Origin of the sequence: Aureibaculum luteum (assembly GCF_003449015.1) — a bacterium.
Lineage (GTDB): Bacteria > Bacteroidota > Bacteroidia > Flavobacteriales > Flavobacteriaceae > Aureibaculum > Aureibaculum luteum.
In genome coordinates, this window is record NZ_QRGD01000005.1 from 129690 (window position 1) to 152025 (window position 22336).

Consider the following 22336-nt stretch of genomic DNA (forward strand, 5'->3'; position numbering starts at 1 on the left):
GATTTTTTTTACACGCTAATTTTTAAACCATCATAAGCTAAAAACACATTTTCTGGCAACTGCTCTTGTACTTCTTTATGAAAACCTAAATTGTGACTGATATGTGTCAAATACGCTCTTTTAGGTTGTAACTCATCAATAAAACTGAGTGCATCTTCTAAATTTAAATGGGTTGGATGTGGCTCTTTTCTTAAGGTATTCACGACAAGTGTATCCAAATTTTTAAGTTTATCTTTTTCTTTATCCTCAATTGTTTTAAGATCAGTTAAATAAGCAAAATCATCAAATCTATAACCAAATATGGGTAATTTTCCATGTATTACTTCTATAGGAAGTACTTCCTTGTCTCCTAGTGTAAATACTTCATTTTCTACAACTTGAATTCCTGCACTTGGTGCTCCAGGATATCTATTTACTTTGGTGAAAATGTAATAAAAACGTTGCTCTAAATTACCAATAATTCTTTCTGGAACATATAATGGCACGTTACCCATTTTATGTGAAAAAGGTCTGATGTCATCTAAACCAGCAGTATGATCGGCATGTTCATGAGTAAATAAAATACCATTAATTGCATCTACATTTTCTCTCAACATTTGTTGTCTAAAATCAGGACCACAATCAATAATGTATCTAAAGTTACCCCATTCAACCATAATAGAGCTACGCAACCTTTTATCTTTAGTATCGTCTGATAAACAGACTGGATGATTACTCCCAATAATTGGTATGCCTTGAGAAGTTCCTGTACCCAAAAAAGTAATGTTCATATCAAATCTTTTTACAAAAATAACGTTTAATTTTTAACAAATTTAAGGTATAGTTCTTACATTTGTAAAACAAAAATAGCCAGAAATGTCAGTTACTTTAAAAGGTGATAAAGAAATTGCGAATATCCCTTCCATAAAAAGAAAGTCGTTAAAAATTAATCTTAATGACAATATTTATGGAACCTTCGCCGAAATAGGTGCGGGTCAAGAAACTGTGCGTAATTTTTTTAGAGCCGGTGGTGCTTCTGGAACTATTGCCAAAGCAATGTCAGCATATGACAAAGATTTTTCTGATGCTATTTATGGCATTGAACAAGACAATAGATATGTTACTCAGCCCCGTTTAAAAAAAATGTTGACTCATGAAATTGAGTTAATGGAAGATCGCTTAAGTAGATCTAAACATCCTGAAAAACTATTCTTTTCATATGCCAATACTGTTGCCACAATAGATTTTGCTAAAAAATTTAAAGGACATGGATGGGTTGGTATTAAATTTCAATTAGATCCGCTTGAGGATTATAACGAAATTGTTTTACATATTAGGTTTAAACAAAATGATGCCCGTTTACAACAAGAAACATTAGGCGTATTAGGTGTAAATCTTATTTTTGGTGCTTTTTACATGAATGATAGACCGAAAGAATTATTAAAATCTTTCTATGACAATTTGGACAAAGATCAAATTGAAATAGACATGATTAATTTTTCTGGACCTCGTTTTATGTATGTAGATAATAGGTTGATGAGTCTTCAGTTGGTAAAAAACGGAATGACTGATGCCGTAATGTTTGGGCCAGATGGGAACAATTTATTACCCGCTCAAGTTTTATATAAAAAAAATATTTTAGCATTGCGTGGTAGCTTTAGACCCGTTACCAAAGTGAATATGGATATGTTTGAAAATGCTCAAAAAATGTTTTTGAATGAAAAAACTGTATCTGAAGACAATGCTAAAATTATATTTGAAATTACTTTAGCTAATTTAAGAGCCGAAGGTGAAATTAATGAACGTGACTTTTTAGACAGAGCTGAATTGCTTTGCTCTTTAGGACAAAACGTAATGATCACCAATTTTCAAGAATATTATAAACTGGTTGAATATTTTGCTCAATTTACGAAAGCAAGAATGGCCTTAGCAATGGGTGTTTACAACTTAGTTCAGATTTTTGATGAGAAGTATTATCGTCACTTAAGTGGTGGTATATTGGAAGCTTTTGGAAAATTATTCTTTAAAGATTTAAAAGTATATCTATATCCATTGAAAGACCAAGATACGGGCGAATTTATAACTAGTGATACGTTAAAGGTACACCCTCGTATGAAAGAATTATATAAATTCTTTAAGTACAATGGTAAGATGTTAGATATAGAAAACTTTAATCCTGAAATACTAGATATTTTCTCAAGAAATGTATTGCAAATGATTGCCGATGGTGAAGAAGGTTGGGAAGAAATGATTCCTCATCGTGTAGCTGAACTTATAAAAGATCATCGTCTTTTTGGATATTCCACTAGAAAGTTTGCAAAAAAAATAAATAAGTAACAAATAAAGCCTCGAAATTCGAGGCTTTATTTGTTAGTATTTTCCTATATTTTCTTTCATCCAATTAGTATATGCGGTTTCTAATGCAACTACTTTATCAGGATATTTATCAGCAAGATTAACTCGCTCACCAGGATCGTTATTTAAGTCAAACAATTTTAATGTAAGATCATTGACAATAGGTTTTATGTATAAATTTGATGGCCTTCCTTTCCAACTATTCTCATTTGTATTAGTCAGTTTCCAATCCCCTTTTCTAACCGCCCATGTCTTTTGCCATTTCCAAACTAACAAACGCTCTTTTTCAGGCTCTAAAAGACTAATACCATCAATAGTATTATCATCCAATTGTACTCCACTTGCTTCTAATAATGTCGGCATTATATCTAGGGCAGACACGTAATTATCTTCTACCCTACCTCCTTCTATTTTACCTGGCCAACGAATTGCCATTGGCACTCTAATTCCACCTTCCCAAATAGAATACTTTCCTGCTGTAAGTGGTGCATTATTTGCCCCATTTAATGGTGTACCTCCATTATCTGAAACATAGATTATTATTGTATTACCTTCTAAATTTTCTGACTTTAATACATCTAATACACGACCAATATTATCATCTAAACAATTTAAATTTGCTAAATAATACTTTCTTAGATCTTCATCTTGAATAGCTCCTAAACGCGAATATTTATCATAATATGCTGCATAGGAACCTGTTTCCTGTTTATCAAAGGCAACCAAACTATCAGGATCATAATTTGCAATAGGTTTTACATCAAATTTTTCTAAATATTTTTGTGGTACTTGATGTATTAAATGGTGCACTGAATTATACGCTAATGTTAAGAAAAAAGGTGTGTCTTTTTTACGTTTTATAAAATCGATAGCTTCATCCGTGAAAATGTCGGTTAAATACCCTTCGTCATAACTCTTCTCTCCCATATTATGCATTAATGGTCCTAGAAGAGCACTTGTACCATATGGATCAGGAGTTCTATCTTTAATTTTTTTTGAATTCAGCCAATAGTCATGAGCATGAGCTGAAAACCCTAAAAATTCATCGTAACCATGATTTAAAGGATATTCTCGTACATCATTTCTATGAAATTTTTGACCTAAATCATTTTTACCAACTCTAGAAGTAGCATAACCTGCCTCTTTCAAATATTCTGCAATAGTTTTTACACTATCTGGCAACCCTGGCCCCCAACTCGCATGCTTATCCCATCTAAATTGATTTTTTCCTGTTATTAATCCTGCTCTTGAAGGACTACAAACTGGAGCCGTAGTATAGGCCTGAGTAAAAACCATACCCGCATTTGCAATTCTGGACATGTTGGGTGTAGAAATATCTGCACTTTTATTTTCAAAAGGATCAAAATCTGCATAACCTTGGTCATCAACTACAATTAATACAATATTTGGCTTTATATTAATAGTAACATCCTCTTTTACGGTCTTATTATTACAACCAAAAACCAATAGTAGTAGACTTAAAAATAAATATTTTTCCATTTTTTTTTAGTTTTACAGGTTACAATGTTAGACTTCATAAATGCCTTAAGCTATTCTTTAACTTTCAAAAAAACTATTATAAAGAAAATTCAAAAATAGAATAATCACTATTATGGAGAATATTAAAATAATGAATTTTACAATTTGCTTTTTATTTCTGTTTATTCTTATTTTTCTACTCATTTTCTATACTCTTTTAAGCCAAAACCTGAGCCGCGTGGTCTTTAGTTTTAACTTTAGTTATAATATTTTCTATAATTCCTTTTTCATCAATTACAAAAGTAGTTCGGTAAATGCCATCAAATTCTCTACCCATAAACTTTTTAGGTCCCCATACTTTATAGGCATTTATAACTTCCTTTTCAACATCTGCTAAAAGGGGAAAAGGTAATGTATTTTTTTTGATAAAATTTTCCTGTTTTTTTGCGGTATCTGCACTTACTCCTAATAATTCAAAACCCTTTTCAATAAGCGTTGCATAATTATCACGTAAATTACAAACTTCAGCGGTACATCCAGGTGTACTTGCTCTTGGGTAAAAAAACAAGATTAATTTCTTTCCTTTATAATCTTCCAATTTACGAATTTTACCTTTTTGATCTAATGCTTCAAAATGAGGTGCCTTCTCTCCTATTTTTAATGTCGTCATTATTGTTATTTTTGTTGAATATAAGTTTTATCAAAGCTAATTAAAAATGACTAAAAAAGAAAGTGTAGATTTTGTAATAACAGAATTAGAAAAATTATATCCAAAACCGCCCATTCCATTAACACATAAAGATCCATACACATTGTTAATTTCTGTATTACTCTCCGCACAAAGTACTGATGCTAGGGTGAATACAATCACTCCACTCCTATTTGAAAAAGCAGACAATCCTTATGATATGGTTAAGTTAAGTGTTGAAGAAATTAGAGCAATTATAAAACCTGTTGGGCTTTCACCTATGAAATCGAAAGGAATTTACGGTTTATCTAAAATATTAATTGAAAAGCATAATGGCAATGTTCCGCAGAATTTTGAAGATTTAGAAGAACTGCCAGCTGTTGGTCACAAAACGGCGTCTGTTGTTATGAGTCAAGCTTTTGATATTCCGTCATTTCCTGTTGACACGCATATTCATAGATTAATGTATCGATGGAATTTAAGTAATGGTAAAAATGTAGTTCAAACAGAAAAAGATGCTAAACGATTATTTCCAAAAGAAATATGGAATAAATTACATCTCCAAATTATATATTATGCTAGAGAGTTTTCTCCTGCCCGTGCATGGGATATTGAAAAAGATATTATTACAAAAAAAATAGGCAGAAAAAGTGTTCTCAATGCCTATTACAAAAAATAAAAAAAGGCTTGTAATTTCTTACAAGCCTTTCCTTTTTAATTCAAATTAAACAAAATTTGTTTGTCATCCTCATTTTTAACTACTTCAATTGATTTTGAGTAATTCAAAATAAATGAGATTGTACTTTGTTTGGGGGCGAATTGCGTATTTAACAATTCTTCAGTGTAAATTTTCTTCATATATACTAAAATTAATTATTAGGGTTAAGTATATAACGAAGAAATATTTACATTATTGTTAATTAGTTAAAACTATTTTATTCTTTTCAATAATTTTTCTCAAATTAATCAAGGCATATCGCATTCTCCCTAATGCAGTATTGATACTAACACCCGTATTTTCAGAGATTTCTTTAAAACTCATGTCTCTGTAAATACGCATAATTAATACTTCTTTTTGATCTTCAGGTAATTCTTCAATTATCCTTCTTACATCAAAATGTATTTGATTTTTTATAATTTCTTTCTCTGCATTTAAAGAAGAATCACTTAAAACTGAAAAAATATCAAATTCTTCAGTATTTTTAAATGAAGGCATTCTATTACTTTTTCTGAAATGATCAATAACTAAGTTATGAGAAATTCTCATTACCCAAGGTAAGAATTTACCTTCTTCGTTGTAGTTACCTAATTTTAAAGTTTTGATTACTTTAATAAAAGCATCTTGAAAAATATCTTCTGCGATATCTCTATCTAATACTTTCGAATAAATAAAACTGTAGATTTTTTGTTTGTGACGACCAACTAATATTTCTAATGATCTTTCACTACCATTAATGTAGTTCTTAACTAAGACGCTATCGTCCAACTTTTGTTTTTGCATAATTCCCTTTTTTTGTCAATGAAGCTATGAGACTTCGTTAATTAATTATAAAAGTAGAACTATACTATAAGCGTTTATTTTTTAGTTAAGGGGGAAACTAGTTCCTAATTGTTTTTGTCATATTGGTTAGATACAACAGGACAAATATAATGACATTCTTTTTAATAAAACAAACTTTTTTTAATATTATTTTATGCCGTACTATATTTTTTTTACAAAAATAAGTCACTATCTTTGTCGCTATTTCATATTTTAAAGGGCTTCCGTGAAGATAGACAACTTAGATCCAAGAGAACAAATAATTATAAAAAAGGCTGCATTACACAACTTAAAAGACATAGATGTGGCTATTCCTAGAAATAAATTAGTAGTTATTACTGGTTTATCTGGGTCAGGAAAATCAAGTTTAGCATTTGATACTTTATATGCAGAAGGGCAACGCCGGTATGTAGAAAGTTTATCGTCATATGCAAGACAATTTTTAGGCAAATTAAACAAACCCAAAGTTGAATATATAAAGGGTATTGCTCCTGCAATTGCTATTGAACAAAAGGTAAATAGCACAAATCCTCGTTCTACGGTAGGTACTTCAACTGAAATTTATGATTATTTTAAACTTTTATTTGCCAGAATTGGAAGAACATATTCGCCAATTTCAGGTAATGAGGTGAAAAAAAATACAGTTGCTGATGTAATTGATCATGTTAAAAAGTATGATAATGGTAGTAAATTATTATTATTGGCACCTATTTGTATAGATGAAGATAGAACCTTAGAAAAAGTGCTACAAATTTTAGAGCAGCAAGGTTATTCTAGGATAAAAGTAGATAATGAGGTAGTTAGAATCAATGACTTTAAACCTAAAAAGCAAAAAGAATTTCAGTTGGTAGTTGATAGAGTCGTTGTACAAGACGATGAAGACTTTTACAACCGATTGGCAGATGCCATTGAAACTACTTTTTTTGAAGGTAAAGGTGAATGTGTTATTGAAGACTTATCAAATAACAAACAAAATATCTTTAACAACAAGTTTGAACTCGACGGAATTTCTTTTTTAGAACCCAATACACATTTATTTAGTTTTAACAACCCATATGGAGCTTGTCCTACTTGCGAAGGATATGGAAATATAATAGGTATAGATAAAGATTTAGTAATACCAAATACATCATTATCTATTTATGATGACGCCATTGTACCTTGGCGAACAGAATCATTTTTAGAATATAAAGAAGCTTTAGTTGATAATGCCTATAAATTTGATTTTCCGATTCACAAACCTTATTTTGAATTAACAGAAGAGCAAATTCAATTACTTTGGGATGGAAACAAGTTTTTTCATGGGTTAAACACTTTTTTCAAACATATTGAAGAAAAAACCTATAAAATTCAATACCGAGTAATGCTTTCGAGATATCGTGGCAAAACAAAATGCACCACATGTAACGGTAAAAGATTACGACAAGAAACTGCCAATATTAAAATAAGTGATACTACCATAACTGATCTCGTAAACCTTCCTATTAATGAGGTTCTTGATTTTTTTCAAGGCCTGAAACTTGAGGAACACGATCAACAAATTGCCAAAAGATTATTAAAAGAAATCAACAACAGACTTCTTTTCTTGTCAGATGTCGGTTTAAATTACTTAAGTTTAAATAGAGCTTCTAATTCCCTGTCTGGAGGTGAAAGCCAACGTATTAATTTGGCTACTTCTTTAGGAAGTAGTTTGGTAGGCTCTATGTATATTTTAGATGAACCCAGTATAGGTTTACACTCTAAAGATACAGAACGCTTAGTAAATGTATTAAAAGGATTACGCGATTTAGGCAATACTGTAATTGTTGTTGAACATGATGAAGATATTATGAAAGCGGCAGATTACATTATTGATATTGGACCTGAAGCAGGAACTTTTGGTGGTGAATTGGTGGCATATGGTACTTATAATGAAATTTTAAAAGCCGACACATTAACGGCTAATTACCTAAAGGGAAAATTAAAAATTGAAGTTCCAAAAGAAAGAAGAAAAGGTACTGGTTATATAAAAATAATAGGTGCAAGAGAACATAATTTAAAAAATATTGATGTTCAATTTCCATTGAATACGTTAACCATAATTACTGGAGTTTCTGGAAGTGGAAAAAGTACTTTGGTTAAAAATATTCTTTATCCTGCCTTACAGAAAAAATTATTTAATCATGGTGAAAAACCAGGACAATTTACGGATATTGAAGGTGATTTTTCGACTATTAAAAGTGTCGAGTTTATAGATCAAAATCCAATAGGGCGTTCAAGTAGATCAAACCCTGTTACGTACATAAAAGTGTATGATGATATCCGGGCTTTATTTACACAACAAAAATTATCTAATATAAGAGGCTATAAAGCAAAACATTTTTCTTTTAACGTAGATGGTGGTAGATGCGAAACTTGTAAAGGAGAAGGCGAAGTAACTATCGGTATGCAATTTATGGCTGATGTACATTTACCTTGCGAAACCTGTAAAGGCAAACGTTTTAAAAAAGAAATTTTAGAAGTTAAATTTGAAAATAAATCCATTTCTGATGTCTTAGAAATGACAATTGATGAAGCAACTGCCTTTTTTAAACAGCATGAACAAAAAAAGATTGTAACCAAGTTAAAACCGTTGCAAGATGTGGGGTTAGGTTATGTGCAATTAGGTCAGGCCTCTTCTACCCTATCGGGTGGAGAAGCACAACGTATTAAGTTGGCTTCCTTCTTAGTAAAAGGAATTACAAAAGATAAGGTTTTATTTATTTTTGATGAACCCACAACCGGATTGCATTTTCATGATATTAAAAAACTACTCGCCTCGTTTAATGCCCTAATTGAAAAAGGGCATTCTATCGTGGTTATAGAACATAATATTGACTTAATAAAATGTGCTGATTATATTATCGATTTAGGTAAAGATGGAGGGAAAACGGGTGGTCAATTACTATTTCAAGGGGTGCCTGAAGATTTAGTTAATGTAAAGGAATCTTATACATCATCATATTTAAAAGAAAAGTTGAATTAAAATCTAAGATTCTAATTCAACTTTTTATAATTTAATTCAATAAGTACTAAGTTGTTACTCTTTCTTTACCTGCTTACCTGCAATTACAGCTTCAAGATTTTCTTTTGCTAAGACAAAATCTTCTTGAATTTCAACTGCTTTTTGGAAACTAGCTTTAGCTAAATCTAACTTCTCTTGCTCAAACTCAATCAATCCTTTTAAGTTTGATATTGCAGCCAATAGTGCTACCTGTTGTTGGTAATTTTTATTTACGGCATAACTCACTTTTATCTCACCTGTATCTTTTAATTCCTGTGCCTTTTTAACAGCTGACATTGCTTCATCATATTTTTTCAACGCAAAATATAAATTCGCTAATTTATAAGCATGGTAATTATTACCCGACTTTACAGTCAATTTAGCATAGGTCTGAGCCGCTTTATCATAAGCTCCCATATTTTCTAAAGAGACCGCCTGCATCTCCAAAATTTGTAGTTTACTACCATCTTTACTCAATACATCTGCACATACCATAAAGCAAGAAGCATACTTTCTGTCGTTAAAATATAAATAAGCTAAACTGTCTTTATAAGTACTATTGTCGCCTTCTTTCGCTATAATATCATACATACTTTTTTTAGCAACATCTGAATCTGCGTAACGTAAAGCTTGTTTTAATACCGCCTTATCTAATGTAGTATCTGAATTGCCTTGAGCATAAAAAGAAGTTATTGCTAAAAAAGCACTAAGTGTAATGTAAAATTTTCTCATATATTATTTTTTTGGGTGTCTACAAATTTATTGAAATTAATCTTAATAAAATGCTAAAGTTTTGTTTGCTTGTATTCTGTTATTATTAATGTTTAAATTAAAAATAAAACAATTCGTAAACAAAAAAAGCTTCTTATTTCTAAGAAGCCTTATTTTTGGGTGGAAGATGGGGCTCGAACCCACGACCCTCGGTACCACAAACCGATGCTCTAACCAACTGAGCTACAACCACCATTTAATATATTCAGCTAGCCGTTTCCAGCTTAGCGGATGCAAATATAATCTATTTGTAGTATTGTTCAAATAAAAAATGAAAAATTTGTAACTTTAAACCTAATTTGTGCTACTAACTAATAAAACCACCAAATCAAAGTTAGATGAAACCTAAATTTTTATATTTATTTTTATTCATAATTAGTATCAATTGTACAAAACCAACAAATAGTGATGCGTTTATTAAAAACGTAACTGGACGCTATTTATACGATTCCGATCAAGTGATTGAAGTTTACTTTAAGGATAAGGTTTTACTTTTAACATGGAAAGGAATAAAAGACATAAAACCAATGAAATTTGATGATGATATCTTTTTTGTAAAAGAAATGAACGAAAAAATTACATTCAAAACAAATCCTCAAGATCAAAAAGAATATTTGGTATTACTTCCAAAAGAAAAGGGTACTGAAATTACATTTAATTTTAAAAAATTAGAAGAAAATGAATTAACACCTAGCGAATATCTAGCCAACGATAATTATGAAGAAGCATTAGCTGGTTATATAGCTATTCAACAAAAAGACTCGTTAAACATAGCAGTAAACGAAAACGAAATGAACTCTTTAGGTTATTATCATCTTGGACGAAATGAAACCCAAAAAGCCATTAATGTACTAAAAATTAATGCTGTTTTACACCCGAACAGCGATAATGTATTTGATAGTTTAGGGGAAGCTTATTTTAAAAGTGGAGATACACTGCAAGCCATCGTTAATTATAAAAAAGCACTAGCTATAGATTCTGGCAACAGACGTGCCAAAAATGTCATTGAAAGATTTGATAAAAAATAAATGTCATCAGATAGAAAATGTTCGTTACAGTCTGTGAATTGACTACTTTTCTATGCAACACAACTTTTAATAGTGTTTATGAATTAGTCTTTTCACTATATCAAATCATCTAAATTATCAACGGCTACATAACGCTCTACCGTGAATCCTTCAGCATAATCTGCACTTATTAAACGTCCTAAATCTTTGGCTCTATATTCAATACTTTCCAAAAATGTTTTAGTAGCAATGGGCGAATTTGGCTCCTTACTATTTGGGTCATAGAACTGCGAAGCATAAGCCTTTATGGCTTCTGTTTTCTTATCAATAAATCCGGTTACATCAACCACAAAGTCCGGCTCAATGTTTTTCCATTGTATATAATGATATACATGTTTTGGTCTCCAAGCTTCTTGATTTTTTCCATCAACTTCAGTTTCTATTTTTCGTAGACCTGATAAAAAACAAGCATCGCTAACCAGTTTGCTTCCTTTACCATGATCAATATGTCTATCGTCAATAGCATTACACAGAACTATGTTGGGTTTATACTTTCTGATTATTTTTATAACTTCTCTTTGATGTGCTTTATCATTCACAAAAAATGCATCGCTAAAGGCAAGATTTTCTCTTACTTCAACTTTTAATATTTTCGCTGCATCTGATGACTCTTTATCACGTATTTCTGCAGAACCTCTTGTACCTAATTCACCTCTAGTTAAATCTAATATACCAACTTTTTTTCCTAATGAAATTTCTTTTGCTATTGTTGCTCCACAACCTAACTCTACATCATCGGGATGTGCTCCTACTGCTAAAATGTCTAATTTCATATACCTATTTAATTTAGTTCAAAGATAAGAAAGAATTTCATTAGGAAAACTTTAACAATCTAATCATTCTACTTTTTTATTATTAACTATTTTTGCACAAATGGTTAACTAACCCATAAATTGTTTTGAATGAGAAAAATATTATCAATTATTTTGAGTGTTATCCTTTTAGTAGGTGCTATACTCCTCGCCAACTATTTCATAAAAAATAAAAACAAACCTAAACCTAAGTTTGATAAAATCATAAAAACTGTTTCTATAGACACGGTTAAAAATGGAGAAGTTCCTATCATTATTTCTGCTAGTGGAAATTTAGTTGCTAAAAATAAAATTGAACTTTACTCTGAGGTACAAGGGGTCTTAAGCACTGCAGGAAAAGATTTTAAAGCCGGTACCAATTATCAAAAAGGTCAAACTTTATTAAGAATTAATAGTGATGAATTTTATGCTAGTTTACAGTCTCAAAAAAGTAATTTATATAATTTAGTTACTTCTATTATGCCGGATATTCGTTTAGATTTTCCAAATGAATTTGAAAAATGGCAATCTTACCTTCAGAGTTTTGACTTGAATAAGGCGACACCAAAACTACCAGAGTATGCATCTGATAAAGAAAAATATTTCATTTCAGGAAGAAATATTACTACAACATATTATAGTGTTAAAAACCTAGAAGTAAAGTTAGGCAAATACCAAATTAGAGCTCCATATAATGGAATATTAACCGAAGCTTTAGTTACTCCTGGCACATTAATTAGATCAGGTCAGAAATTAGGAGAATTTATTGATCCTAGTATCTATGAAATGGAAGTTAACATAAGTTCTGAGTTTAGTAATTTGTTAAAAGTAGGAAACGCGGTTTCTTTGCATGATTTAGAAAAAACGCAATCATATACAGGTAGAGTAATTCGTGTAAATGGAAAAATAGACCAAACTTCTCAAACGCTAAAGGCTTATATTGAAGTTAAAGATAAATTGTTAAAAGAAGGCATGTACTTAGAAGCTGATTTAACGGCAAAATCAGAACATAATGCTTATAAAATCGATAGAAAACTTTTAATTGACAATACCAGCGTTTATGTTGTCAATGACACTCTTTTAGAATTAAAAAATGTAAACCCTGTCTATTTTGAAGCCGAAAGTGTAATTATTAAAGGGTTACCCGATAATACTCATTTATTAGCCAATCCAGTATCAGGTGCTTATAACGGAATGCCTGTAAAGATAAATACCGAAATAAAATAGTATGAAAAAAATTATTACTTATTTTATTAAGTATCCCGTTGCTGTTAATGTAGTGATGTGGGCTTTTGTGATTTTTGGTGCTATTGGTATTTTTTCAATGAAATCATCTTTTTTTCCGTTGGTTGATTCTGAAATTATCAGAATTAGTTTGGTTTATCCTGGTGCTTCACCTCAAGAGATGGAAGAAGGGGTTGTATTAAAAATTGAAGATAATTTAAAAGGACTGGTGGGTATTGACAGAGTAACTTCTGTATCTCGTGAAAATTCAGCTACTGTTACTGTTGAAATAGAACGAGGACGAAATATTGACATTATTCTGACAGAAGTCAAAAATGCCGTAGATCGCGTTCCCTCCTTCCCTAGTGGTATGGAACCCGCTGTAGTTGCTAAAATTGAAAGTATTAGGCCAACTATTAGTTTTACTGTAAGCGGAGAAAACCTTCCATTAAAAACATTAAAAAAATATGCCAGAACTGTTGAAAATGATCTTAGAGCAATAGATGGTATTTCACAAGTAAGTTTATCTGGATTTCCAGATGAAGAGATTGAAATTGCAGTACGTGAAAATGATTTAAGAGCTTATAATTTATCCTTTGTTGAAGTAGCGAATGCTGTACAAAATTCGAATTTAATCATTACAGGTGGAAACATAAAAACCTCTGAAGAAGATTATCTGATCCGTGCGAGGAATCGATTTTATTACGGTGAAGAATTGTTTAATTTAATTGTAAGAACAGACCCTTCTGGAAACATTATAAGACTTCATGATATTGCTGAAATTAAAGACATTTGGAATGAAACCCCTGACCGACTGTATTATAATGGTAATGTTGCAATTAACATTTCTGTTAGTAATACGAACAATGAAGATTTAATTTCGTCAGCTGATGCGGTAAAAGAATATATTGATAAATTCAATCAGCAACATGATAATGTTACCTTAAATATATCAAGTGATGCTTCTATTACATTAAATCAACGTACCGATCTATTACTCGAAAACGGGATAATTGGTGTGCTTTTGGTACTTCTGTTTTTAGCATTATTTTTAAACATCCGTTTGGCTTTATGGGTAGCAGTTGGTTTGCCAATATCCTTTTTAGGAATGTTTATTTTTGCTGCTCAATTAGGGGTTACTATTAATGTACTATCCCTTTTTGGGATGATTATCGTCATAGGTATTTTAGTAGATGATGGTATTGTAATTGGAGAAAATATCTATCATCACTATAAAGACAAGGGAAAATCGCCAATTAGAGCTGCAATAGATGGTACCATGGAAGTAATTCCTCCAATAGTATCAGCAATTATAACCACGCTATTAGCTTTCTCTACATTCTTTTTCTTAGACGGAAGAATGGGTAAATTTTTCAGTGAAGTATCTACTGTGGTAATATTAACACTCAGCGTTTCGTTAATTGAGGCCTTAATTATTTTACCAGCTCACATTGCCCATTCAAAAGCTCTGATGGATTCAGGTGCCAAATCGGGTAAAATGTTTACCTTTTTTAGAAAAATAAACCAAAAAGCCGATGATTTTTTAGTTTATGTACGCGATAGATTATATATCCCCTATTTAACATTCTTTTTAAAGCATAAACTGTTAGGTTTTGCTATTCCAATTGCCCTATTAATTTTTAGTATTGGAGCCTTGGGCGGTGGAATTGTTAGAACTTCTTTTTTCCCATCTGTTGCAAGTGACAGGGTTTCTATCGATCTTACAATGCCGCAAGGAACGAATGAAAAAATAACCGATTCTATTATTTCAAATATCGAAAAAGTGGCATGGGAAGTTAATGAAGAATACTCAAAGAAGCAAACTGGTAATCTCCAAGTAATTGAAAATATTATAAAACGTATTGGGCCAGGAACATCTACTGGAGAACTAACTATTAATTTATTACCAGGCGAATCTAGAGACATCGGCTCACCTGAAATCACAAACGCCATACGTGAAAAAGTAGGTAAGGTTTTGGGTGTTGAAAGCTTGACCTTTGGTTCGGGTGGAAATTTTGGTGGTAGCCCTGTTTCAGTATCTTTATTAGGAAATAATATTACAGAGCTAAAAGCCGCGAAACTTGAATTGAAAAGTGAATTAGAAAAAAACACCTTACTTAAAGATATTTCAGATAATGACCCATTGGGGATTAAAGAAATTAGAATAAAACTAAAGGATAATGCCTATATTTTAGGACTAAACCTTCAAACGGTTACAGCACAGATACGGGCTGGTTTTTTCGGTTATCAAGCACAACGTTTTCAACGTGGGCAAGATGAGATAAAAGTTTGGGTACGGTACAAAAAAGAAGATAGATCTTCATTAACTGATTTAGAAGATATGAGGTTGATTACACCATCGGGTACAAGAGTCCCTTTTGGAGAAATTGCCACTTACGAAATTGAAAGAGGAGATATTGCTATAAACCATTTAAGTGGACAACGAGAAATTCAAATAAATGCAGATACGAAAAACCCTGAAGAAAGTGCTTCAGATATTTTAGAAGATATTAAAGTCAATGTAATGCCTCATATTTTTTCTAAATACCCTTCGGTTTCAGCATCATATGAAGGACAGAATAGAGAAGCAGCAAAAACTGTAGGTTCTGTAAAAATAGTTGGACCTATTATTTTAATGCTGATATATATAACTATTGCCTTTACATTTAGGTCTTATAGTCAACCCCTTTTACTTATACTCATGGTACCTTTTAGTTTAATTGGTGTCGTTTGGGGCCATTATTTTCATGGTTTTTCAATTAACATTTTATCATGGTTAGGTATTATTGCTTTAATTGGTATTATGGTTAATGATGGATTGGTACTTATAGGTAAATTTAATACCTACCTTAAAGAAGGTGAGAAATACGATGACGCCTTAATTCACGCCGGTAAATCGCGATTTAGGGCAATTATGCTAACATCATTAACTACTATTGCAGGTTTAGCACCATTACTATTAGAAAAAAGCCGTCAAGCACAATTTTTAAAACCAATGGCATTATCCATTTCTTATGGTATTGGCATTGCAACTATACTTACTTTAGTCATGCTACCTTTAATGTTATCTAGTTTTAATTATTTAAAAGTATTTGTAAAATGGATGCGTACTGGTAACGATGTAACCAGGGAAGAAGTTGAAAGAGCTATTATTGAACTAGAAAGTGAAAATGAAGAACTTATGGATGACAACATAATAAATAATGAGATGATGAATGATGAAATAGAAGAACTTATGGATAAGTTTGATGACACTAATGATGAATTAAATACAAAATAATGAAATACATTAAGTATATATATATCACTTTATTATTTGTTGGTGCAGTACAAGCACAAGAAGAAACCATTTCAAAAGGTGAAGCTGTAAAAATGGCTTTAGAAAATAATTATGGAATTAAAATTGCTGATAACAATTTAAAAATTTCGGAAAACAATAAGAGTATTTATAATTCAGGTTTTTTACCTACTGTTGCAGGTAATGCTGGGGCTACTTATAATATAGACAATACAGAAGCCGTTTATGCTGATGGTAGAGTAACTAGTTTGACTGGAGCTGAAAGTGATCGCTATAATGCCTCTGTTAGCTTAAACTATGTGCTTTTTGATGGATTGGGTAGACATTATGATTATCAAAGCTTAAAAGAACAATATAATCTTTCTGAATTACAAGCCCGTCAAACCATTGAAAACACAGTTTTACAATTATTTTCAGTATATTATAACGTGGCAAAATTAACTGAAAATCATATCCTTCTTCAGCAAAGTCTTGATATTTCTAAGGATCGATTACAACGTGTACAGTATCAATTTGAATATGGGCAAAACACGAAATTAGCTGTGCTAAATGCAGAAGTTGATGTTAACAATGATAGCATCAATCTATTAAACACAAAACAGTCCTTGATAAATGCAAAACGTGATTTAAATGTTGTTTTAGGAAAAAATAATGCTCCCAATTTTACAGTTGATACTTTAGTGAATTTCACGTTGACACCCCATAAAGAAACATTATTTGAAAAAGTTAAAACCAATAATGTGGAGATGTTACAATTAGATAAAAACATCACTATTAGTGAATTTCAGATCAAAGCAAACAAATCTGGTTATTTACCGACATTGGGATTAAATGGTACTTATGGATGGAATAAAAACAATAATAATGCCGCCTCTTTTTTAGCTACTTCAACAAATACAGGTTTATCCGCTGGTCTAACCCTTTCTTGGAATCTTTTTGATGGCGGAAGAACTAAGACATTGGTTGATAACGCTAAAATAAATCTAGAAAATCAACAATTACTAAAAGAGGAAACGGAACTTGATATTACACGTACTTTTAATAATGCCTATGACGATTATTTGAATAAATTATTTATTTTACAGACTCAAGAAAAAAACGTACAAACCAATACTAATAATTTCAACAGAACGGAAGAACGTTTTAAATTAGGTCAAATAACATCTATAGAATTCAGACAAGCTCAAATAAACCTCATTAATGCAAAGAATGCAAAAAACAGTGCGAAATACGACGCTAAATTAGCTGAATTGCAAGTATTACAATTAAGTGGAGATTTATTAAATACTGACTTTTAAAATGTTTGAACACTTTTTTCAATGCCCTTATTGTTGGGAAGAAATATCAATGTTATTGGATAGTTCCATAACAAACACAACTTATATTGAAGATTGCGAAGTGTGTTGTAGACCTATTGAAGTTCATGTAAGTTTTGATACAGAACAAAATTTAGAAAGTTTTTCTGCAGTGGATATTGAACAGTAAAGTCGAATAGACTTAAGTCAAGTAAATACAATATTCAAGACTAAAAAAGTTAGTGCTTTATCCTAAAAAATTATTCATCCAACAATTCTAAGGTAACCAAATACGCACAATGATCAGATGCAATAGTATCTTGAATAACTTTAGTTTCTAGTACTCTCCATCTATTTTTAGGATAAAACAGTACATAATCTATTTTTATAACTGGATTATCTGATGGATATGTATATTCAATATTATTTTTATCATAAGCCGCTGTCCATACTTTTTCTAATATGTTTATTGGTGTACTGTTGGGTTCTGCATTTAAATCTCCAGCTAAAATAGTTGGGTACTTATTCTTTGAAAATATTTCATTTAATTTTTCTACTTGTAATACCCTATCCCTTTCATCATTTAAATGGTCTAAATGAGTGCCAATAAAAGAAATAGTATCTTTAGTACTTAATGTAGTTGTTATCTCTAAGGCGGCTCTAGGTTCATGATCGTCATAATATGGCAATGCTATATTTCTAGTACTTAAAAAGCTAGTCTTAGACAGAATACCTTCACCATATTCACCATTGTCATAGTCCATTGCTTTTCCAAATAACGGACTCAGTTTTGTACGCCATCCTAACTCTGTGACTAAATCGTATTTTTTTGCTCTATTTGTCCTATCATCTACTTCTTGCATAGCGACAAAATCTGGGTTTGCATCTTTTATTACCTTAGCGATAAGGTCTAAGTTAAAATCACCTTTTGTCGTTGCTCCGTGTAAAATATTAAACGATAACACGCGTACTATTTTTGTACTATCAACGTTGTGTTGAGACCAAAATAAGTTTGTTGTTAACAGTGTAATAAAGAGCATCGGTATTGTTATACTTAATTTCATCTTAATCATTTTAAATGTATTGTTATTTTATTATTCAATTATAATTTCATCGGCATATAACCAAGCATTTCCTCCTGAATTAAAATGAGGATGTGGACAAACTCCCATATTTTCAGCTTCTATTTTAACAAATCGTGTAGACCGATTTATACTATCTAAAACATAATCTTTAACATAAACTTTCATTTCAAAAGGAGATATATTATACTTTAAATTTCCAATAACCTTAAATATATCCCCATCATTTGATATAGAAATTTTAACAGAATCTGGCACAAAAATAGATTCATACACATTTTTTAAAAATCCCACAGAAATTTTATTGATCGGTTCTGTTTTTCCTAAATCGACCGTTGCAATAAGGTTATTTTTTTCAAATTTAAGCCATTCTTGGCTTTTATGATTAAGAGAACCACGTTTTAAATTAGAAAGTGTTTTCACTTTTGCATAAGCATCAATATTGTTAGCCTTTGACAGCACTGAAATTTTCTCAAATGATTTTACTTTTTTAATATTCTGGACAAATATGGGGCTATCAGCAAAACCCTTACATTTTGCTATTGCATTTACTAGTGTATTTGTTTTTATAGTAATTTTCTCATTGTACAGTAAGGAATTTTCGCTTGGAATAGATCCATCCAAAGTATAATAGATTTTAGCTTCTGGCGTACCACTTTTTATTTCAAAAGTATAGGTGTCATTAAACATATAAGTGCTCTTATTTTCCTTATTTAAACTTGTAATAGTTGGTTCTTTTACCATCATTATAGGAGAACCCTCAATACGAAAGGCGAATGCTTGCATAGTAGCTTGATTCAATTCTTTTTTTAGCTCATTAGGTATTTTAATAGTAAGTTTATCATCTTTACAAACCCATTTCAGTTCTTTATCAGACCCTAATAAAAATATTTTTGAACTTTTATTTGGAATAACCTTTGTGAGCTTTAATTCGTTTTCAGGCCAATCAGAACTTAATACATAAATAGTTTTACCATTTTTACTCTGCGTATATCTCACCTTATCATTTTCCTGAAAATAGGTAAACCTTCTTGTTTTGTATATAGCTTCACCATTAACACTTAGCCAATCCCCTATTTCTTTCATACTTTTTATTGCCGCTTCTGGAATTTCACCACTTGCAGGTGGACCAACATCCAATAAAAGATTCCCACCTTTAGAGACTACCTCTATTAAAATATCTATAATTTCTTTAGAAGATTTAAAAACGTCATTTACACGATGCGACCATCCTTCACCTAAAGACATACATAATTCCCATGGTTTAGACAAAGGTTTTTCAGGTAAATTATGTAAACCCTCAGGACTCAGGTAGTTTTCGTGTTTACCGCCTGCTAACCGATCAACAACAATAATTCCCGGTTGTTTTTCCCTCACCATTTTCACAATTCTATCTAAATCAATATCCTGATTGGCAACAGGTAAAACTTGTGCACCATCTAACCAAAGCATGTCTATTTTCCCGTAATCAGTAACTAATTCTTCTATTTGATTATATGTGAAATTCTTAAAACTATCCCATTTTTCTGGATACTCTCTTGGATCGTAATTCACACTATGGTCAGGTGTTGGAAATTCTGGTGCCCAATAATTTTCATTATGCCAATCCGGCTTAGAAAAATAAGCTCCAACGCTAAATTTTTTGGCTCTAAAAGCATCAAACAGGACTTTTGCAATATTTGCATTTTTATTAGTTTTAAAAGGACTGTCTGGACCTGTGATACTAAAATCTGATTGTTCCGTATCAAACATGTTAAAACCATCATGATGTTTCGTTACAAAAACAAAATATTTCATACCTGCAGATTCAGCAACGTTAGCCCATTGCTCTGGATCAAATTTTTCGGGATTAAATGTTTTATTTAAATTATAATAATCCTTAAAATATCTATTAAAATCATAATCACGGTCCGCAAACGCTGGTCCGTAAGTCCGCGTGCCTTCAAATTTTTTAATAAGTGGCCATGAAGCTACCGCTCCCCATTGGCTATAGATTCCCCAATGCACAAAAAAACCAAACTTTTTATCTTGAAAAGCTTCTAATTTATCAAGTACCTTCGGATCACTTTCTATTTCAGAGAAATCAAAACCTAATGAAGAATTATCTTTGACTACTAATTTTTCCTTTTTTTTATTACAATTTGTAATAGTAATAACTAAAAGTATCAATACTATTAATTGCTTTATTTTATAATTCATTTATTATTTTTTATGAAATAATCGATTAATAAAGGAACTACAAATTAGTTTATTTTTAGACCTAACTCAATATCCGCAATAATATCATTTACATCTTCAATTCCTACTGAGAAACGCAACAAATTATCTGAAATACCTATTTCCATGCGTTGTTCAGCCGTTAATAATCCGTGTGAAGTTAGTGAAGGCAATAATATAGTAGACTCTACCCCTGCTAAACTCATGCTGGGCTTAATTAGTTTTAGATTGTTCTGAAAAGTTACAGCATTATAATCCGATTTCAATTCAAAAGACAACATACCACCATAGCCATGCATTTGTTTTTTTGCAATTTCATGATTATGATGCGATTCTAACCCTGGATAATATACTTTTTCAACCGCCTTATGAATATCTAGATATTCCGCAATATACTGTGCATTTGAATTATGTCGATCTACACGAACACCTAACGTTTTAATACTTCTTTCTAATAAATAGGCAATAAAATCATTTAAATGTCCACCTAAATTTTTGGCTTTATTCCAAATGATGTCCATATTTTTCTCTGAAGAAGCCACGGCACCTGCACTAATATCACTATGACCTCCTAAATACTTTGTAGCTGAATGTATAGAAACATCAATACCTAAGTCTAATGGTGTTTGGTTAATAGGTGAAGCAAAGGTATTATCAATCATTGTCATTATACCTTGGCTTTTTGCAAGCCTTGCCACGCCTTCTACATCCGTTATACTCAATAATGGATTTGAAGGTGTTTCTAAATAAATTATCTTAGTGTTCGATTGTATTTTTTCCTCAAAATGGTTGACTTCAATTCCCTCTGTAAAAGAATATTCAATTCCCATTTTATCAAATTCTTCGACTATTAAGTTAAACGTACCACCATAAATCTCATTTGCTAAAACGATATGATCTCCATGACTTAAAAAAGCAAATAGTGTTGTACTGATTGCGGCCATACCTGAGCCAAAAACCATACCTGCTTCTGCATGCTCTAAGGCCGCAATTTTATCGGCAACGGCTTTTTGATTTGGTGTATTAAAATATCTCGGATATCGTTTTACATCCACATCCATAAATGGATAGGAGGTTGTCATATAAATCGGCGAAATGACTCCACCAAATTGCGTATCTTTTACTTCTCCTGTATGTGTGCAAATAGTATTTACACCTGGTTTTTTCGTTGTCATTTTTGTAAATTAAAAGAAGTGTAATTTACAAAAAGTTATCCTAATAGAAATATGAATGGAAAGACAAAATATAGATAATTTGTATGGATAACTTTTATGAGGTCTAAACTTAAAACGCTTCTCGATACATTTTTCTTGATGCTACCGCAGCACGAAAAACACTCGAAGAGACGTGCTATTGATATTTTTTAGATACAATAAAACCTAATCGTTAGCCTGAGTGATGCTATTAAAAATTATTTTGATTACTGTAAATCTTCGCAGGGAGTATAAACTACTTCTCGATACGTTTTTCTTGATGCTACCACAGCACGAAAAACACTCGAAGAGACGTTCACTAGTTGTTTTTATTA

17 protein-coding genes and 1 tRNA gene are annotated in these 22336 nt (G+C 31.3%); 8 read left to right on the forward strand and 10 right to left on the reverse strand.

Annotation, left to right across the window (positions count from 1 at the left end; genetic code table 11):
- Positions 1–8 precede the first annotated feature (8 nt).
- Entirely contained in the window at positions 9–770 is a 762-nt protein-coding gene (locus D3P13_RS12785; RefSeq protein WP_117883030.1) for an MBL fold metallo-hydrolase, read from the reverse strand.
- An 85-nt stretch (positions 771–855) separates the two neighbouring features.
- Here D3P13_RS12785 and D3P13_RS12790 point away from each other — a divergent pair, with 85 nt between their 5' ends.
- Positions 856–2316, forward strand: coding sequence for a TonB-dependent receptor (locus tag D3P13_RS12790; protein WP_117883032.1), 1461 nt, complete (start codon positions 856–858; stop codon positions 2314–2316).
- Between the two features lie 33 nt (positions 2317–2349).
- Here the strand turns inward: D3P13_RS12790 and D3P13_RS12795 are convergent, their stop codons facing one another.
- On the reverse strand, positions 2350–3834 hold the full coding sequence (locus D3P13_RS12795; protein ID WP_117883034.1) for a sulfatase family protein: 1485 nt from the start codon (positions 3832–3834) through the stop codon (positions 2350–2352).
- A 196-nt stretch (positions 3835–4030) separates the two neighbouring features.
- Complete coding sequence (gene bcp / locus D3P13_RS12800) at positions 4031–4483, reverse strand: thioredoxin-dependent thiol peroxidase (protein WP_117883036.1); 453 nt, start codon at positions 4481–4483, stop codon at positions 4031–4033.
- A 46-nt stretch (positions 4484–4529) separates the two neighbouring features.
- On the opposite strand from bcp, the gene D3P13_RS12805 reads away from it, so the two are divergent.
- Positions 4530–5180 (forward strand): endonuclease III domain-containing protein, encoded by a 651-nt coding sequence (locus D3P13_RS12805; RefSeq protein WP_117883038.1) that lies wholly within the window; start codon positions 4530–4532, stop codon positions 5178–5180.
- 237 nt (positions 5181–5417) lie between these two features.
- On the opposite strand, the gene D3P13_RS12810 is transcribed toward D3P13_RS12805, so the two are convergent.
- On the reverse strand, positions 5418–6002 hold the full coding sequence (locus tag D3P13_RS12810) for an RNA polymerase sigma factor (RefSeq protein ID WP_117883040.1): 585 nt from the start codon (positions 6000–6002) through the stop codon (positions 5418–5420).
- 265 nt (positions 6003–6267) lie between these two features.
- Between D3P13_RS12810 and uvrA the strand changes: the two genes are divergently transcribed.
- Positions 6268–9045: an excinuclease ABC subunit UvrA gene (gene uvrA, locus D3P13_RS12815; RefSeq protein WP_117883042.1), complete on the forward strand. Its 2778-nt coding sequence runs from the start codon at positions 6268–6270 to the stop codon at positions 9043–9045.
- Between the two features lie 54 nt (positions 9046–9099).
- Here the strand turns inward: uvrA and D3P13_RS12820 are convergent, their stop codons facing one another.
- Together D3P13_RS12820 and D3P13_RS12825 are read right to left on the reverse strand one after the other, a co-directional pair.
- Positions 9100–9795, reverse strand: coding sequence for a hypothetical protein (locus D3P13_RS12820; protein ID WP_117883044.1), 696 nt, complete (start codon positions 9793–9795; stop codon positions 9100–9102).
- 157 nt (positions 9796–9952) lie between these two features.
- Positions 9953–10028: transfer RNA gene (locus D3P13_RS12825), tRNA-His, on the reverse strand.
- A 144-nt stretch (positions 10029–10172) separates the two neighbouring features.
- Here D3P13_RS12825 and D3P13_RS12830 point away from each other — a divergent pair.
- The gene (locus tag D3P13_RS12830; RefSeq protein ID WP_117883046.1) at positions 10173–10862 is read left to right on the forward strand and encodes a tetratricopeptide repeat protein; all 690 of its coding nucleotides are present in this window, start codon (positions 10173–10175) and stop codon (positions 10860–10862) included.
- Between the two features lie 95 nt (positions 10863–10957).
- Here the strand turns inward: D3P13_RS12830 and bshB1 are convergent, their stop codons facing one another.
- Positions 10958–11674, reverse strand: a complete 717-nt coding sequence (bshB1, locus tag D3P13_RS12835) for a bacillithiol biosynthesis deacetylase BshB1 (protein ID WP_117883048.1) — start codon at positions 11672–11674, stop codon at positions 10958–10960.
- Positions 11675–11803: 129 nt separating this feature from the next.
- On the opposite strand from bshB1, the gene D3P13_RS12840 reads away from it, so the two are divergent.
- The 4 genes from D3P13_RS12840 to D3P13_RS12855 are packed head-to-tail and all read left to right on the forward strand — an operon-like array spanning position 11804 to position 17699.
- Entirely contained in the window at positions 11804–12919 is a 1116-nt protein-coding gene (locus D3P13_RS12840; RefSeq protein ID WP_117883050.1) for an efflux RND transporter periplasmic adaptor subunit, read from the forward strand.
- Position 12920: 1 nt separating this feature from the next.
- Positions 12921–16196 carry an efflux RND transporter permease subunit gene (locus D3P13_RS12845; RefSeq protein ID WP_117883052.1) on the forward strand — a complete coding sequence of 1092 codons (3276 nt, stop codon included), beginning with the start codon at positions 12921–12923 and terminating at the stop codon, positions 16194–16196.
- Positions 16196–17512, forward strand: coding sequence for a TolC family protein (locus tag D3P13_RS12850; protein WP_117883054.1), 1317 nt, complete (start codon positions 16196–16198; stop codon positions 17510–17512). The genes D3P13_RS12845 and D3P13_RS12850 overlap by 1 nt, the downstream gene beginning before the upstream one ends.
- Before the next feature lies 1 nt (position 17513).
- Positions 17514–17699: a CPXCG motif-containing cysteine-rich protein gene (locus D3P13_RS12855; RefSeq protein ID WP_117883056.1), complete on the forward strand. Its 186-nt coding sequence runs from the start codon at positions 17514–17516 to the stop codon at positions 17697–17699.
- A gap of 70 nt (positions 17700–17769) precedes the next feature.
- Here the strand turns inward: D3P13_RS12855 and D3P13_RS12860 are convergent, their stop codons facing one another.
- Genes D3P13_RS12860 through D3P13_RS12870 form a run of 3 tightly spaced genes read right to left on the reverse strand, consistent with a single transcriptional unit; the run spans position 17770 to position 21983 of the window.
- On the reverse strand, positions 17770–18573 hold the full coding sequence (locus tag D3P13_RS12860) for an endonuclease/exonuclease/phosphatase family protein (protein ID WP_232829186.1): 804 nt from the start codon (positions 18571–18573) through the stop codon (positions 17770–17772).
- Positions 18574–18603: 30 nt separating this feature from the next.
- Entirely contained in the window at positions 18604–20790 is a 2187-nt protein-coding gene (locus D3P13_RS12865; protein WP_117883060.1) for an alpha-L-fucosidase, read from the reverse strand.
- A gap of 44 nt (positions 20791–20834) precedes the next feature.
- Positions 20835–21983: a trans-sulfuration enzyme family protein gene (locus D3P13_RS12870; protein WP_117883062.1), complete on the reverse strand. Its 1149-nt coding sequence runs from the start codon at positions 21981–21983 to the stop codon at positions 20835–20837.
- Positions 21984–22336 lie beyond the last annotated feature (353 nt).